The 15,618-nt window shown below is 48.3% G+C and carries 19 protein-coding genes; 17 read left to right on the top strand and 2 right to left on the bottom strand.

Annotation, left to right across the window (positions count from 1 at the left end):
* Nucleotides 1-124 precede the first annotated feature (124 nt).
* The 17 genes from Q0V21_RS27815 (at nucleotide 125) to Q0V21_RS27735 (ending at nucleotide 14,036) form a co-directional block, all read left to right on the top strand.
* A complete protein-coding gene (locus Q0V21_RS27815) occupies nucleotides 125-646 on the top strand; it encodes a hypothetical protein (RefSeq protein WP_301881607.1) in 522 nt (173 codons plus the stop codon).
* An 82-nt stretch (nucleotides 647-728) separates the two neighbouring features.
* On the top strand, nucleotides 729-1,628 hold the full coding sequence (locus tag Q0V21_RS27810) for a TIGR01777 family oxidoreductase (RefSeq protein ID WP_301881605.1): 900 nt from the start codon (nucleotides 729-731) through the stop codon (nucleotides 1,626-1,628).
* 160 nt (nucleotides 1,629-1,788) lie between these two features.
* Complete coding sequence (locus Q0V21_RS27805; protein WP_301881602.1) at nucleotides 1,789-2,790, top strand: beta-ketoacyl-ACP synthase III; 1,002 nt, start codon at nucleotides 1,789-1,791, stop codon at nucleotides 2,788-2,790.
* Nucleotides 2,780-4,081, top strand: a complete 1,302-nt coding sequence (locus Q0V21_RS27800; RefSeq protein ID WP_301881601.1) for an ATP-grasp domain-containing protein — start codon at nucleotides 2,780-2,782, stop codon at nucleotides 4,079-4,081. Before Q0V21_RS27805 ends, Q0V21_RS27800 begins: the two co-directional genes overlap by 11 nt.
* Nucleotides 4,078-5,073, top strand: coding sequence for an NAD-dependent epimerase/dehydratase family protein (locus Q0V21_RS27795; protein WP_301881599.1), 996 nt, complete (start codon nucleotides 4,078-4,080; stop codon nucleotides 5,071-5,073). Before Q0V21_RS27800 ends, Q0V21_RS27795 begins: the two co-directional genes overlap by 4 nt.
* A complete protein-coding gene (locus Q0V21_RS27790; protein ID WP_301881597.1) occupies nucleotides 5,067-5,927 on the top strand; it encodes an MBL fold metallo-hydrolase in 861 nt (286 codons plus the stop codon). Before Q0V21_RS27795 ends, Q0V21_RS27790 begins: the two co-directional genes overlap by 7 nt.
* Nucleotides 5,924-7,240, top strand: a complete 1,317-nt coding sequence (locus tag Q0V21_RS27785; protein WP_301881594.1) for a F390 synthetase-related protein — start codon at nucleotides 5,924-5,926, stop codon at nucleotides 7,238-7,240. Before Q0V21_RS27790 ends, Q0V21_RS27785 begins: the two co-directional genes overlap by 4 nt.
* A gap of 107 nt (nucleotides 7,241-7,347) precedes the next feature.
* A complete protein-coding gene (locus Q0V21_RS27780; RefSeq protein ID WP_301881592.1) occupies nucleotides 7,348-8,268 on the top strand; it encodes an SDR family oxidoreductase in 921 nt (306 codons plus the stop codon).
* 39 nt (nucleotides 8,269-8,307) lie between these two features.
* Nucleotides 8,308-8,430 (top strand): hypothetical protein, encoded by a 123-nt coding sequence (locus Q0V21_RS27775; RefSeq protein WP_256984806.1) that lies wholly within the window; start codon nucleotides 8,308-8,310, stop codon nucleotides 8,428-8,430.
* A gap of 20 nt (nucleotides 8,431-8,450) precedes the next feature.
* The gene (locus Q0V21_RS27770) at nucleotides 8,451-9,032 is read left to right on the top strand and encodes a DJ-1/PfpI family protein (protein WP_301881589.1); all 582 of its coding nucleotides are present in this window, start codon (nucleotides 8,451-8,453) and stop codon (nucleotides 9,030-9,032) included.
* Nucleotides 9,029-9,607: a GNAT family N-acetyltransferase gene (locus Q0V21_RS27765; RefSeq protein WP_301881588.1), complete on the top strand. Its 579-nt coding sequence runs from the start codon at nucleotides 9,029-9,031 to the stop codon at nucleotides 9,605-9,607. Before Q0V21_RS27770 ends, Q0V21_RS27765 begins: the two co-directional genes overlap by 4 nt.
* The gene (locus Q0V21_RS27760; protein ID WP_301881587.1) at nucleotides 9,604-10,488 is read left to right on the top strand and encodes a serine/threonine protein kinase; all 885 of its coding nucleotides are present in this window, start codon (nucleotides 9,604-9,606) and stop codon (nucleotides 10,486-10,488) included. Before Q0V21_RS27765 ends, Q0V21_RS27760 begins: the two co-directional genes overlap by 4 nt.
* Nucleotides 10,489-10,746: 258 nt before the next feature.
* On the top strand, nucleotides 10,747-11,415 hold the full coding sequence (locus Q0V21_RS27755) for a GNAT family N-acetyltransferase (RefSeq protein ID WP_179132683.1): 669 nt from the start codon (nucleotides 10,747-10,749) through the stop codon (nucleotides 11,413-11,415).
* An 80-nt stretch (nucleotides 11,416-11,495) separates the two neighbouring features.
* Nucleotides 11,496-11,981 carry a GNAT family N-acetyltransferase gene (locus Q0V21_RS27750; protein WP_079346289.1) on the top strand — a complete coding sequence of 162 codons (486 nt, stop codon included), beginning with the start codon at nucleotides 11,496-11,498 and terminating at the stop codon, nucleotides 11,979-11,981.
* A 4-nt stretch (nucleotides 11,982-11,985) separates the two neighbouring features.
* Nucleotides 11,986-12,375 (top strand): hypothetical protein, encoded by a 390-nt coding sequence (locus Q0V21_RS27745; RefSeq protein ID WP_079346287.1) that lies wholly within the window; start codon nucleotides 11,986-11,988, stop codon nucleotides 12,373-12,375.
* Between the two features lie 252 nt (nucleotides 12,376-12,627).
* A complete protein-coding gene (gene murI, locus Q0V21_RS27740; RefSeq protein WP_301881583.1) occupies nucleotides 12,628-13,458 on the top strand; it encodes a glutamate racemase in 831 nt (276 codons plus the stop codon).
* Between the two features lie 26 nt (nucleotides 13,459-13,484).
* Complete coding sequence (locus Q0V21_RS27735; protein WP_079346283.1) at nucleotides 13,485-14,036, top strand: histidine phosphatase family protein; 552 nt, start codon at nucleotides 13,485-13,487, stop codon at nucleotides 14,034-14,036.
* A 69-nt stretch (nucleotides 14,037-14,105) separates the two neighbouring features.
* On the opposite strand, the gene Q0V21_RS27730 is transcribed toward Q0V21_RS27735, so the two are convergent.
* Nucleotides 14,106-14,468 (bottom strand): DUF423 domain-containing protein, encoded by a 363-nt coding sequence (locus Q0V21_RS27730; protein ID WP_301881580.1) that lies wholly within the window; start codon nucleotides 14,466-14,468, stop codon nucleotides 14,106-14,108.
* 58 nt (nucleotides 14,469-14,526) lie between these two features.
* A complete protein-coding gene (gene coaA, locus Q0V21_RS27725; RefSeq protein ID WP_301881579.1) occupies nucleotides 14,527-15,456 on the bottom strand; it encodes a type I pantothenate kinase in 930 nt (309 codons plus the stop codon).
* Nucleotides 15,457-15,618 lie beyond the last annotated feature (162 nt).

The following is a 15,618-nucleotide window of genomic DNA, read 5'->3' as shown; positions in this document are numbered from 1 at the left end:
AAGGCAACCTATGCTCTCCTGAAAGAGTAAGGTTGTCTTTTTGTTATCGTTAAAGTGATTCAAGGATAACCCACCAAAGCATGATATAATATACGTCATTAATAGAAGAACGATGTAGGAGTGAATGATCATTACAGCATATAGGTTACCTGCTCTCTATGAGCAAAAGAAAATTTCAGCGCATGACATGGAAGAGATTGTACGTCTGTTGGCACAGGCACCATTATTATATGATGACGGGCTGACAATTCAAGTTCAGGACTTCATGGAAGGGGTGGAAATCGAGCTTGAGCATGAGGTACGACTCGCAGTAATCGAGTTGTATGAACTGGCTGTGCAAGCATGCCGCCCCTTCTCTGAGCCATTTGGTTATGAGCAGCTTCAGGATGCGCTTGGACTACAGGCCGAGCTATGGCAGGAAGAAGTACTGACGCTTGCCGAATGGATGGAATGGTTGAAGCAGATCGGTAAAGGACAAAGAAAACTGCCAGAATACAATTTTACAGCTATGCTGGGGAATTTGCCTGAAGGGTTCATGATTCATGATTTCCATGACGAGCTTCGGTATCAGTTGGAGCAAAACCCAACAAACGCATGGGCGATCGAAGAACGCAATCGCTTATACGCAGCATTGGGCGCAAATTAAAATAAAACAAAACAGTCGCAGAAGGTGTTAGTCCATATATAGCGTACTTGCTTTACCCAGTATGGGGAAATGAGGGGATACCGTGAAAAAGGTTGTGTTGGCGGGTGGAACAGGGTTTGTTGGTCAGGATTTTGCCCAAAGATTCATAAAGCTTGGTTATGAGGTGCTCATTATCTCACGTCAGCCCGGTCATATTGCCTGGGAGAACCAGGCTGAAATCAATCAGGCACTTGAAGGTGCAGAATTGCTAATTAACCTGGCCGGAAAATCCGTAAACTGCCGTTACACGGACGAGAACCGCAAAATCATTCTGGAATCCAGAACCCGGACAACCCGCACTTTGGGCGAGTCTGTTCTGGCCTGTAGCAACCCTCCTGAACTATGGATTAATTCGAGCACGGCCACAATATATAGACATGCAGAAGATCGTCCTATGACGGAGAAAGAGGGCGAGATTGGCTCCGGATTTTCGGTGGATGTCGCCAAGGCGTGGGAAAAGGCTTTTTTTGAATTCAGTCTGCTGTCTACGCGCCAGATTGCATTACGGATTGCCATTGTTCTGGGAGAAGGCGGCGTCATGGAGCCACTGACCAATCTGGTCCGTTTTGGCCTGGGTGGATCACAAGGACCGGGAACCCAGCAGTTTAGCTGGATTCATATAGAGGATTTGTTCCGCATGGTGCTCTATGTTCAGCAGCGTCCGCAACTGGAAGGTGTATTTAATGCTTCTTCTCCGCATCCTGTCACGAACCGCCAACTTATGGAGAGCCTGAGGCGGCAGATGGGAGTTCGGCTCGGACTTCCTTCGCCTCGCTGGATGCTTGAACTGGGAGCGCGATTCATTCGGACCGAAACAGAACTGGTTCTCAAAAGTCGCTGGGTGATCCCCGAGAGGCTTGAACGGGAAGGATTTACGTTCAAATACGATACGCTTGATCTTGCTCTGGCCGAGATTTTGAAGCAGGGAAATGAATCAGTGTGACTGAATAAAAACAAAACCGGAGGGGCAGAGATATCTGCCCTTCGCTGTATTTTCTGCCCTTCATTTTGGCGTTTAGCATAACAGCGATCGGAAGGTGGTTCTGTCAGCGGAGTGTCAGTCTATATATTCATTAGTCAGAAGATAGAAAGAGGTAGGTCATATGCAGCTTAGAAGAGTGAGGATTGTTGGAACAGGCAAGTATTTACCTGAACAGGAAGTCACGGATGAGGAGCTGGATCGCCGTTTGCACGTGCCTGCGGGCTGGGTCAGCAAGGCAACAGGTGTAGGTGTGCGCCATTACGCTTCCGGTGCAGAGACCTCTTCATTCATGGGAGCGAGGGCTGCCGAAGCCGCACTTGCGGATGCAGGATTGACGTTTGCGGATATAGACTGTCTGGTGTGCACGAGCGGGACAAAGGAACAACCTTTACCCAGTACAGCGGTATTCATTCAGCAGGCGATGGGGGAACAGGATTCAGGTGTACCGGCTTTTGACATGGATGCGACCTGCTTAAGTTTCCTGAACGGATTGGATGTTATCTCCTACATGGTGGATGCCGGTCGTTATAAAAGGGTGCTGCTTGTAGCTACGGAGATCGCTTCGAAGGGATTAAATTGGTCGAACAAGGAAAGTGCTGCTTTGTTCGGTGATGGAGCCGCTGCTGTCATAATTGAACGCTCCGCTGAAGGAGAGTCTTCACGGATCGTACATGCCTCGTTGAAAACGTATAGCCGCGGCGCGCGGTTTTCGGAAATCGCAGGTGGAGGTACTCGTCTGCATGCCTCGAATTATGTGGCAGATCAACCGGAGCCGTTTCTTTTTCATATGGATGGACAGGCCATCTTTCGTATGGCTTCCAGATTACTTCCAGCATTTATTGACGATATGCTGCAAGCGACCGGTAATCAGATGAAGGATTTCAATTTGGTGATTCCACATCAGGGAAGTGCGATGGCGATGCGGCTGATCCGTAAAAAGCTGGGAATTGAAGAGGATCGTTTTATGGACATTACACGAAATCACGGTAATACCATTGCCGCTTCCATTCCGATGGGATTGCATGAAGCGATCAAGCAGCAGCGCATTAAGCGGGGAGATCGGGTGTTAATGATCGGTACAGCTGCTGGATTGTCACTGGGGGGACTCATTTTTGACTACTAGATCCACGAAGAATGAACATCATGCATCAGTATCCTTAAATGTGCTGCTTACGGGCGGCCGGGCCCCGGTAACACTCGATCTGGCACGAATGCTTCAGCAGGCTGGGCATCGGGTTTACGTCGCGGAGAGCGCGGTGCGTCATTTGTGCAGATTGTCCAGTGCAGTGGAGCAGTGCTTTACGGTCCCATCTCCACGTCATGAAACAGAGAATTACTTGTTAGAGATGGAGCGTCTGGTTCAAGCCTGGCAGATCGACATGTTGATTCCGATGTGTGAGGAAGTTTTTTATATAGCTCAAGGAGCAGAACGTCTGGGCGACCACTGCCGTGTACTCGTTTCGTCTATAGAGCAGCTGCATGAATTACATCATAAATATGATTTTATCCAGCTTGCAGAATCGCTTGGTCTTTCGGTTCCGGATACCCGCCTGATCAACAGTCGGCAGGAATGGTTGGAAGCACAGCCTGTTCTGGAAATGGAGGGAGAGTGGGTATGGAAGCCCGTATACTCCCGCTTTGCTGCTAAAGTTCGTATGCCGATATCCTCCACAGCAGACTTTGATGGAGGACCATCTGATAAGAAGAAATATACGGGTAATATGAAGCAGTACCGTTTACAAAACGGTCCTCCTGGTGACGTGGAAATATCCGTGGCTTCCCCTTGGGTTGCACAGGCCTACGTTGCCGGGCAAATGTTGTGTACATACAGCGTAGCATACGAAGGTAAAATCGTTGCACATACGACCTACGACAGTCGCTACCGAACGGGCAGCGTGGGGGCGAGTGTTTTTTTTGAACATGTAGAGCATGAAGGAGTTTACGAGTGGGTAAGGAAATTTGTGCACGCGACTGGGTTTAGCGGGCAGATTGGTTTTGATTTTATCGAAACAGAGGATGGGCAATTGTATGCCATTGAGTGTAATCCGAGGGCGACGAGCGGTATCCATTTGTTTCATCCTGGCGATGGCTTGGTCCGTGCTTTAATTGCACCTGACGAATACGAACTGGGGAAAGAAACAAAAGTAGTTACCCCCGAGCAGGGCAGTAAGGCGATGTTAACACTCCCGATGCTGGTGAGTGGATTGCAGCAGCTCTGGCGGAAGGGTTCCCTGGGGGCATGGATAACAGCCTGGCGAGGAACGAGGGATGTGGTGTACCAGAGACACGATCCGAAACCTTGGTTTGAGCAATTTGCAGTTGTACTGACCGCCTGGCGTCTGGCAAGGAAACATAAGCTTTCGCTGACTGAAGCTTTGACTCACGACATAGAATGGAACGGTGAACAACGATGAATAGAGCATTGGTTACAGGCGCAACCGGATGTCTGGGCAGACATCTGGCGATACGGCTTGCTGAGCAAGGCTGGGAAGTTACAGGTATGGGACGCCAGCAAAAGCACGGTGCACAGCTTGAGGCGGCAGGCATCCGATTTTACAACGGAGATATACGGGATCAGGCGGCGGTGAATGAGGCCTGTTCGGGCCAGGATGTTGTGTTTCACTGTGCTGCATTATCGTCGCCATGGGGCAAATATCGGGATTTTTACAGCAGCAATGTGGAGGGGACACAGCATTTGGTAGATCGTTGTATAAAAGGTGGCGTACAGCGATTCGTCCATGTTTCCACGCCGAGCCTATATTTTAATTATAATCCCCGATATGACATACATGAGAATGATCCCTTGCCATCCAAATCAGCTAATCATTACGCAGCCACCAAGCGGCTTGCCGAGCAAGTGGTTTTGCAGGCTCATACCAATGGACTTCCATCGATCATGATTCGTCCCAGAGCTATTTTTGGCCCGTATGACCAGACCCTTTTTCCCAGAATCGTTGCAGCAAATGCCAAATCGGGTGTACCTATGATCGCAGGCGGACAGGCACTCATTGACCTGACTTGTGTGGATAACGTGGTGGATGCGCTGTTGTTATGCAAGGATGCCAAGACAGAAGCGCTGGGTCGTGCCTACAATATTTCCAATGGAGATCCGAGAGCGTTCCAAACTTTGGTGAGCACGTTGTTTGGAATGTTGGAAATGCCATTACGCCGTCGAAACATTCCATACAGAGCAGTATACGGAGCAGCCGCATTACTGGAATATGTGCACCGCTGGTTTCCTGCCTTGGGCGAACCTCAATTAACACGATATACGGTGGGTTCGTTGTCTATCCCACAGACGCTGGATATTACGGATGCCTGTGAGAAGCTGGGGTATGTGCCTCGGGTGACCATTGATGAGGGATTACAACAATTTGCAGACTGGTGGAGGGCTGAATCATGCTGACAACAACTTCGGTTAAACTTCATTTGGGCGCAGCAGGATACTGCACACATCCAGAGTTTCTGACGCTGCGTGGAGGAAGTTTACGTCCTGTAGCTTTTCCGGCAGGATTTGCCTGCATCATTCATCCTGAATATGGTCCAATTCTGCTGGATACGGGGTATAGCTCCCGTTTTTTCAAGGAAACCGCTCACTTGCCAAACGCACTGTATCGTCATATTACACCTGTGGTATATCGTGAAGAAGACAGCGCAGTACATTTTCTGGCTCATTTAGGGCTGAAAGCATCGGATATTCGCTATATCATCCTCTCGCACTTTCATGGTGATCATATTGCAGGTGTGCGGGATTTCCCACAGGCGCAGCTGATCTATCTGCCAAGAGCCTACGATGCGGTGCGTTCACTTGGACCCATTGCGGCTGTAAAGGCAGGGTTTCTGTCCGGGCTGCTGCCGGAGGACTTTGATGCCCGATCATTGCCTGTTACGAAGCAGCCGGAGCGATGGATAAGAGCGGGGGAGCATTTTCCTTTTTCTGAGGTATACGATATTTTCGATGACGGCAGTCTGCTGGGTGTTGACGTATCGGGTCATGCGGAAGGCATGATGGGGATTTTGCTCCGTACAGAGGCGCATGACTATTTTCTGTGTGCGGACGCGGTGTGGTCGAGTCGTGCTTTTCAGGAACAACGCAGACCTCACCCACTCGCTGGAATTATTATGTCGGATCGTTTGGAGTATCGAAGGAATTTTGACAAACTGGTTCAGTTGCATCAGCAGTTTCCCGAGATTCGGATTGTGCCCAGTCATTGCCGTGAGGCGCTGGATTCTTGGGGTACAGGGGCCGAGGATATATGAGTAATACACTGCGTATTGTCTATCATTATGCACTTGCACGGGGATTGAGAAAATGGAAAACGAGGGCGCAGCTTGAACGCTGGCAGGAACGCCAGATCATTCGGCAAGTGGAACGTGTTCGTGAAAAGTCCCCTTTTTACCGGGAGTGGTGGGGTGATGTTGATGCATCCAACTGGAGAAGCTTTCAGCTGATTGACAAAATAATCATGATGCAGCATTTCGATCGGCTCAACACGGTGGGCATTTCCAAGGACGAAGCGATGGCTCTCGCCGGGGAAAGCGAGGAAACGCGTGATTTTAAGCCATCCGTTCAGGGCGTGACAGTGGGCTTGTCCTCGGGTACATCAGGTAACCGGGGGCTCTTCCTGGTGAGTGATCGGGAGCAGGATGCGTGGACAGGGACAGTGCTGGCCAAGCTTCTGCCTGGCGGACTATGGAAGCCTGCCAAGATCGCCTTTTTCCTGCGGGCCAACAGTAATCTGTATGAATCGGTACAGCGGGGCAGGCTGCAATTTCAATATTTTGACCTGCTGGAGCGTGTCGATACCTTGGTTGAACGTCTGGAAATATACCGACCTACCGTATGGGTAGCACCACCCTCCATGCTAAGAATGCTGGCTGACGCTTATATATCAGGCACATTGACCGCTGTACCGGACAAAATCATTTCGGTTGCCGAAGTACTGGACCCGCTGGATCGCAAGGTACTGGAGCATGTCTTTGGTCAAACGGTTCATCAAGTGTACCAGTGCACAGAAGGGTTCCTGGGCGCGACCTGTCGCTTTGGTACGCTGCATTTGAATGAAGACATCGTTCATATTGAAAAAGAGTTCATTGATCCTGCGACTCGGAGGTTCGTACCTATTATCACGGACTTCTCCAGAACCTCACAGCCGATTATTCGGTATCGGCTGAACGACATTCTGACCGAGGCAGCGGTTCCTTGTTCCTGTGGTTCTCTGTTCACTGCTATTGAGCGGATCGAGGGCCGCTGTGATGACACGCTTTATTTTCAACATCGACAAATGGGTGAAGCCGTACCTGTATTTCCGGATTTTGTGACGCGTGCGGTGATTGCAGCCTCTCCGAATATCGAACATTATCGCGTCGTACAGCGTGGTAACGGGACGCTGGAGATATCGCTTCGGCTCGGAGGAGGAGAAGGGATGCAGCAGGTGGAGGCCGAAGTACAGTGTGAACTAATGAAGCTGGGTGCGAGGCTGGAGTGTAGTATACCCGACATCCAATTCGTTCCCTATACGTTTGAACCGGGAATTACAAAGCTGCGCAGAGTGGAGAGACAGCTTGAATGAGATGTTATAATGCCGACTTCTGTTTATATGCACTGCTACATCGCGTGTCGGGAGCAGCGTGTGTATGGTGAATGCTGATTAATCCACCGAGGGAAGAGGTGAAACAGATGAAGGAACAGAAGATACCAATAGAGGAAGAACATAAAGGAAGCCAAACAGGCTCAACAAAGGACACATGGAAGAGCATTGGCGACAATGCTCCCGTGGCGTTAATTACAGGCACATCAAGCGGATTCGGCATGCTCACGGCGATTACGCTGGCCAAACAAGGATATCGTGTTGTGGCAACGATGCGTGATTTGAGTCGGAATTTAGAAATGGCAAGGCTGGCGAAGCAGGCGGGGATTTCGGATCGGTTGCAGTATATTCGCCTGGATGTGACGGATCCTGATTCGGTACAGAAGGCTGTGCAGACGGTACTACAGAACAATGGGCGAATCGATATGTTGGTGAACAATGCAGGATTTGCGCTTGGCGGATTTATTGAGGAAGTATCCATGGACGATTGGCGTAGGCAAATGGAAACGAATTTCTTTGGCTTGGTTGCCGTTACGCGTGCTGTCCTGCCTGTCATGCGTGAGCAAAAGCAGGGATTGATCATCAACTTGTCCAGCGTGAGTGGATTGTCCGGTTTTCCGGGTTATGCGCCGTATGCTGCATCCAAATTCGCTGTGGAAGGTTTCACCGAAAGCTTGCGTCACGAAATGTCCTCTTTCGGCGTTCGGGTTGTGTTGGTAGAGCCAGGTTCGTATCGCACGCCTATCTGGAATAAAGGTTTGGGTGAAATCCAAAGGAGCGATGGCTCTCCATATAAAGAGAAGCTGGATGCGATTCTCCGTTATTCCCAGCAGGCTGGAGAGACTGCACCTGATCCGCAGGAAGTGGCCGATCTGATTGCCCGTATCGCACGGATGCGTGCACCAAGGCTCCGTTATGCGCTGGGCAAAGGCTCGCGTTTACTTATCATCGGCAAATTGCTGCTGCCATGGAAATGGCTGGAGTGGATTATCGCGCGTGGACTGAAATAGGAGCTAAACATGAAAATCAACGCCGGGGGGAATTTTTCCATGTTCGAAATTATTGTCGTCATTTTACTTTTGTCGATTGTAGGACTTCTCTTCCGTATTAACAGCAAGCTGCCTGAACGAGATTGGGTAAAAGAAGCGATGGAGCGGGATGCGTCGAAATAAAAACACTGGAGGACTTTCATATGAAAATCGCTTTTGTTTTGTTTGATGGTTTGACTTTCCTTGATTTTGCAGGATTTTATGATGTGATCAATCGGTTGAATTTCTTTGAACAAACCAAAGGTACCACATGGGAAACATGTGCGATGACAGATCAAGTTACGGACGAATCGGGTTTATCGTTGAAGGTGGACCGGGTGAAGCCTAATTTGGCGGAATATGATCTCGTATTTGTGCCTGGTGGCATGGGAACGCGCAAGCTTCGATTTGATGAGGCTTTTGTGGGCTGGCTGAGGCAGGCCGAGAATGTTCCGTTGAAGGTATCCGTGTGCACAGGTTCTTTGCTGATGGGGGCGGCGGGGTTTTTAACAGGTAAAAAAGCAACGACGCATCCCAATGTTTATGATCTGCTTGAGCCTTATGTTGCCGAGGTGATTCAAACCCGCATTGTAAAAGACGGCAATGTGATTACAGCTGGGGGCGTAGCGACGTCCATCGATCTTGGAATCTATGTCGTAGGTCTGCTTGCAGGCCAGGAAGCCGCAGCGAATGTTAAGCTCCAGATCGATTATCCTTATGACATGCAGGGAGTTGTTGAAGAATGAAGAAAGGTCAAAAGGAGGACATGTTCATCCTTCGCAATATACGCAGCGATGAGGCAGAGCAGTATTGGCCTTTGCGGCTGGAGGCGCTGAAAAATCATCCGGAAGCCTTCGGCGCTTCGTTTGAAATGTCGATTCAGCTTCCCATGAGTGAAGTACAGGAACGTATACATAATGAAGCTGATGATTACATTCTGGGGGCATATACCGAAGAAGGCACCCTTGCAGGAACGATGGGATTCAAACGGGAACATGGACTTAAGCTACAGCACAAAGGTTATATCTGGGGAGTCTATGTCTCACCGCCATATCGTGGACGTGGCCTTGCTTCCAGATTGCTCCGCGAAGTGTTGGAGCGGGGCAGGGAGCTGGAAGGCATAGAACAAATCAATCTCAGTGTGGTTACCACAAACGAGTCAGCCCGACGATTATATGAGCAGTCTGGATTTGAAACCTATGGCATTGAGCGTAATGCGCTGATCGTTCAGGAAAAGGGTTACGATGAGGCGCATATGACGTACTTTTATGCTGAACGTTTGAATTTAGGCGAGCATGTTAAAACAGGTGGTGACATATGACGGAAGCAGTTCAGCTTGAACTTGACGGCATTTCCTTTGTGCTAAAAGAACCTCATTCATTCGAGTGGCTTGCTAACCTGGGTACCGTATTTCGTGTGTTTGATCAGCAGGATTCCGGCAATTTGTCCTTTGGTGTTCTGGGTCAGGACGGAGAGCGCAAATTCGTGAAATATGCTGGAGCACGCACGATCCATGCGGGTGAGACAGGGACGCCTGCCGAAGCGATTAATTATCTGAAATCGTCCGTTTCAATATATGAAGATTTGGCACACGACACATTGATTCAATTAAAGAATCATTTTGCAACGGAACATGGCTACGCCTGTGTATTCAATTGGGTGGAAGGGGAGTGTTTGCATTCCCATTGGGACTTTCCACCCCCAGCCAAATATGAGGACCCGCGTTCCCCCTATTATCGATTCAAACAGCTTACTGTAAAGACGCGCATTCAGGCGATGGAGCAGATTTTGGATTTCCATATCGAAGTGCAGCGGAGAGGGTATGTGGCTGTTGATTTTTACGATGGCAGTCTGATCTATGATTTTGACAAGCAAACGATGAAAATATGCGATATTGATTTGTATCGCAAGGGTTCTTTTGTGAATACGATGGGACGGATGTGGGGTTCATCCCGCTTTATGTCTCCTGAGGAATTGGAGTTGGGTGCGCCAATGGATGGAGTTACGAATGTGTTCAATATGGGAGCAATGGCTTTCTCATTGCTTGGGGGCGAGTTGGATCGTTCGTATGCCAGGTGGGATGGTGGAGAAGCGCTGTACCAGGTGGTTATGCGTGCGGTAGACCCTGAGCGGGCAAGTCGTTATGCGTCGGTTGCTGAATTAGGTGCTGCATGGAAAAAAGCCGTGCTGCAGGATAAATAAGATAACACGGAATGGTTGTCTCACTCGTAAAATCCTCTCGTATAATACCCATACGCAATTGTGCACATTGGATTCGTAACTGCACGTAATATACCGTATAATGGAAATTAATGAGGGGGTATAGGCAATGTGCAAATATACGATGTCAGGAATAATACCTGAATTTCAGCAGCATGGAGCTGAAAAAAGAAGTGTAGGTGAACCATTATTGCAGAAACTAGTTCCGCAATTATGAATCCTATATCGAACCTTTCACCCATGGATATGATGGAAATTCAGGCAGATACACTGTATACGATGGACGATCAGAAACGTCTGGTAAGTATTAATGAACCGGATAGCGGGCAGGCTCCAGCCTTATTTATCGGGATAACTTCTATGGGGCAATGCTCCTATTTTCATGAGCAATTGCCGTTCACTCTGATTGAGGAGCTAGGCTGTGACACTGAGCTTCCGCTCGATATTGCGAAGCTGATTCGGAGAGTTGAGACGTTTAAGCCCGTGAAGAGTGTATGGATGGGCCCGGCTTATGTCTTTCCCGAGAAGTGTGGCGAATGGCATCCAAATGTTCAGATTATAGATAGTCATTGTTCTTTTCTACTGGCAGAGCATTTTCCTGAATTAATAGAATGTCTACATGAAAAAACACCCGTTGCCGCTTATGTCATGGAGGATTCAGCAGTCGCTGTATGTTGTTCAGCCCGTGTATCCAAACAGGGTGCCGAGGCAAGTCTCTATACCGCGCCTGGTTTCAGAGGGCATGGTTATGCAGTGGAGGCGGTGAAGTGCTGGCAGCATCATGTTAAAAAGGATGGGCGCATTCCGATCTATAGTACATCTTGGGACAATGTAGCTTCGCAGACTGTTGCCCGTAAGCTGGGACTAATCCAGTTTGGTGTGGATTTCAGCATCACGACTTCGTCATAAAGGATGAATTACATGTATGTTAAATGAAGGGTGTCAATCCGCTGTGTTGAAACCCGGAATTATGAGGGGGTGCTGCAGCAATGATTAGGACCTTTGTACAAAAGGACCTGGAATATGTCATTGAAGCGCATATCCGTATCTATCGAGATGAGTATAATTATGATCATAGCTTTGCCGAGTTTATTAAAGATGCCGTAAATGAGTTTAAACGCTCCGGCAATTACGCGAGAGAAATGGTATGGATTATTGAGCTGAATCAGACAGCTTCTGGCTGCATTGGTCTGACTCAACTGGATGAACAGACAGCTCAATTGCGCTGGTTCCTCATCGAGCCGGAAGCCCGTAATGGAGGCTGGGGACGCCAGCTTATCGAGCAGGCTGTCCATTTCGCCAGAGAAAAAGGTTATTCATCCATCATATTATGGACCAACGAGTCTCTGTCGGGGGCACGTAGATTGTATCGATCATTTGGGTTTGAAGTGGTTGAATTCCGAAAACAGGTCCTGTCAGGACAGGAGCTAACGGAAGAAAAATGGAAATTGATGCTGGAACTAGGGCGGGAGTGATTCCATGATTCGCAAACGTATTGAGAGCGGCACGGTATTGCTATGTATTGCATGGATGTTGGTAGCATGCTCTAATCAGACGCAAAGTCAGGACGTAAGCTTGAAGATTGATAGCAACCTTCAGCAAATCCTGAATGGTCCTGAGATGCTTCTGACCAGCAGTAATCCAGGTGATTATATTGGTGCTAACACTGAGGCATATGTTCAAATTCTGGATACGGGTGAAGAGGGACTGAACGTTCTAATTCAGCAATTGGAATCAAGTTCGCACGACGGGCTTAAGGAATGGATCATGGCTCAGGCAAGTACTGAGCTGCTCGGAGAACGTAATCCCGTTGACCACTGGAAAAGTGGCAAAGACTGGCTCAGCCAGTATAAAATGAAGGTAGAATAATGATAATGACTCATCATCGTTAGTGTATGATTTACAGCGAAAGTAGTGGAGGGAACGGAATCGATTCTGAAGAAGCGGTAGCGTTCGCCTTTGTCTCCGATTTGCACATTTATAAAATATATCAAAAAATTTGGAGACAACAGCGATCGAAAGAACGATCCGTAACCGAAACGATCACCGCAGGTCGTCAAGCGTTAACGACTGTGATGACCCGGAATAACATAACTCACCTCCCAGTCATCATGAGCAGGAATGAGAGGTTCCAGGAACCTGAAAGAATACGTTATAGAGGTGAAACCCTTGAAGAAGAAAATTGCATTTTTTGACTCGGGAATCGGTGGTTTAACCGTCTTGCATAAGGCTTTGCATCAATTCCCTGAAGAATCGTTTCTGTATTATGCCGATACATTGCATGTTCCATATGGGACCAAGTCAGCGGATGAGGTAAGAGGACATATTTTCAATTGTGTGGAGGCTATTGTTCAGGAAAATGTGCAAGCGATCGTGATTGCCTGCAATACAGCGACAAGTCTGACCGTGAAGGATTTGCGTGCCAGGTATGATATCCCCGTTATCGGGATGGAGCCTGCTGTGAAACCGGCTGTGGAGATGAATCGAAGAAGCGGCAAAAGGGTGCTTGTATTTGCTACAGCCTTGACCTTGAGTCAAACCAAATATCATGAGCTGGTATCCCGTGTGGATGATCACCACAGTGTCGATTCCATTCCATTGCCTGAACTGGTGGAATGGTGTGAGCAGCTGGATTTTGATCCACAGAAGATTGCGTCGTACTTCCGTCTCAAGCTGGCTGATCTTGATCTGGACTTATACGGTACAGTGGTACTTGGCTGCACGCATTATCCGTTCTATACATCCATTCTGCGTACGGTTCTGCCAGATCACATACAGATTATTGATGGCAGTACGGGAACGGTTAACCGTTTGAAGCAGCTTCTTGGGTTGGCAGATCAACAGGGCATGTGGGCCGAGGATAACGTTACTTTTCTTAGTTCGTCTGGCCGTTTGGAAGACCGGGAGAACATGCATATTGCACTCCAATATCTGGAGAAGCATCGAATGTAAGTTGAATCAACAGGAGGTGAGGGTCGATGCAGTCTATTTATCTCATCCGTCATGCCCAAGCAACCGGGCAAGAACCGGATGCTGAGCTTACAGATGAAGGACTTCGTCAGGCAGAAGAACTTGCTGAGATGTTGGCGGACCACCCTATACAATACATTGTGTCGAGCCCGTGGAAAAGGGCACTTCAGACCGCAGCGCCACTGGGCAAAACCGTCCTGCAACATATACATACGGATGAACGTCTTCAAGAGAGGGTGCTTAGTACCCTTCATCTGGATAACTGGATGGATGTGCTTGAACGTACATACAAGGACGAAGACTGGATGGAAGAAGGCGGCGAATCTTCACGTTTCGCAACAGCTCGGGGTCTTGAAGTATTGGACGAGTTGTGGCGTCGACCTGAGCATGGCGCGGCTGTGATTACACACGGCAATATGCTCTCTCTGCTCATTCGAAGCCATGATGCATCCTTTGGATTCGAAGAGTGGAAAAGTCTAACTAATCCTGATGTATATGTTCTGGAGAAACAGCAGGGTGATGAAGTCACACACAGCATTCGCCGTATATGGCGAAGTTAAACATAAAGAGAGTGCTCCAGCGATTTGTAAGATCGGCTAGAACACTCTTTTCCGTTTACGATGTTGGTTCTACAAAGCGGCGATTAATAACATGATCCAACCGGCCAAGAATGCTACTCCGCCGAGCGGTGTGATCGCACCCAGTTTTCGAACTCCAGTTACACTTAGGGCATACAGGCTGCCCGAGAACAAGAGAATGCCGGCGAATAGCAGCCATCCGGCCAGTATAACCAGAGAAGGTTGCTCCAGCCGATCAGCGAGCAGGCCGAGAAGAATGATTCCGAGCCCGTGAGCAAGATGATACTGGACACCGGTCTCGTATATTTTGATCATATCAGCAGACAATCTGCGTTTGAGTGCGTGCGCACCGAATGCTCCGAGGGCAACAGCAAGAAACATCATGATACTTCCGAGTATAACCAGGGTCTGCATGTGTCTTGTCTCCTTTTTTAATGAGTATTAAGCAGAATGTTTCTGCTCATTATGACGCTTATAGCTTACGCAATTGGATGCGCTGAATGGAATGGTCGGCTTCCTTTTTCAAAATCAGCCGGGCTCGTCCTTTGGTTGGCAGAATGTTTTCATGCAAATTTTTGGCATTGATATCTTTCCAGATCTGACTTGCCGTAAGAACAGCCTCATCTTCTTCCAGATTGGCGAAACGACTGTGGAAAAAGGAATTCTCATTCTGAAACGCTGTATTGCGCAGCAGCTTGAAGCGCTCAATGTACCAGTGACGGATATGCTCTTCTTCCGCATCGATATAGATGGAGAAGTCAAAGAAATCACTGACCAGCAATGGAGTTTCCTTTTTGACCTGGAGCACGTTAATTCCTTCAATAATGAGGATATCCGGCTGACAGATGGCCTTCTCCTCACCTGCAATGACGTCATAGGCAAGATGGGAGTATACGGGAGCCATCACTTCGGGTTTGCCTGATTTGACATCACCCATGAATTGAATCAGTGACTTGATATCGTAGCTTTCCGGGAATCCCTTTCGGTTCATGATGCCTTTCTCTTGCAGCACGGCATTGGGATACAGGAAACCATCCGTTGTGACCAGATCCACCTTGGGATTTCCTTTACCTCTGGCTAGCATAGCTTGAAGCAGACGGGCCGTTGTACTTTTGCCCACGGCAACACTGCCCCCAATACCGATAATGTAGGGAGCGTGATGTGCTTCTTTTTTCAAAAAAGATGCCGTTAAGTGATTCAGCTCTCGTGAAGCTCCTGCATATAAGTCAATAAAGTGGGTAAGAGGTAGATAAATATCCTCAACTTCTTGAATGGATACTTCTTCATTTAATCCCTTTAGCTGTTCCAATTCCGCTTTGGTTAGTGGAAGAGTGGTCTGATGTTTCTTCAAGTCAGCCCATTCCTTGCGGTTAAACTCGGTGTAAGGAGAGTATAAATTCATGAGATCCCGCTTTCTGTATGTAGTGTTATGTTGGCACAATCTTTAGTGTACCAAATTTCAGGGAACTGACAACACCTTTACATTTGATGCTTCCTTTGTATATTCCCTGAAAGTTGAATGAAAAGCAACTTATAGGAAATTGTAAACCAAATTATGTTAAAG

The sequence above is a fragment of the Paenibacillus sp. 11B genome, assembly GCF_030487755.1.
Lineage (GTDB): Bacteria > Bacillota > Bacilli > Paenibacillales > Paenibacillaceae > Paenibacillus > Paenibacillus vandeheii.
Note: the sequence above shows the minus strand (reverse complement) of the source record. Positions and strands in the feature narration are given on the sequence as shown.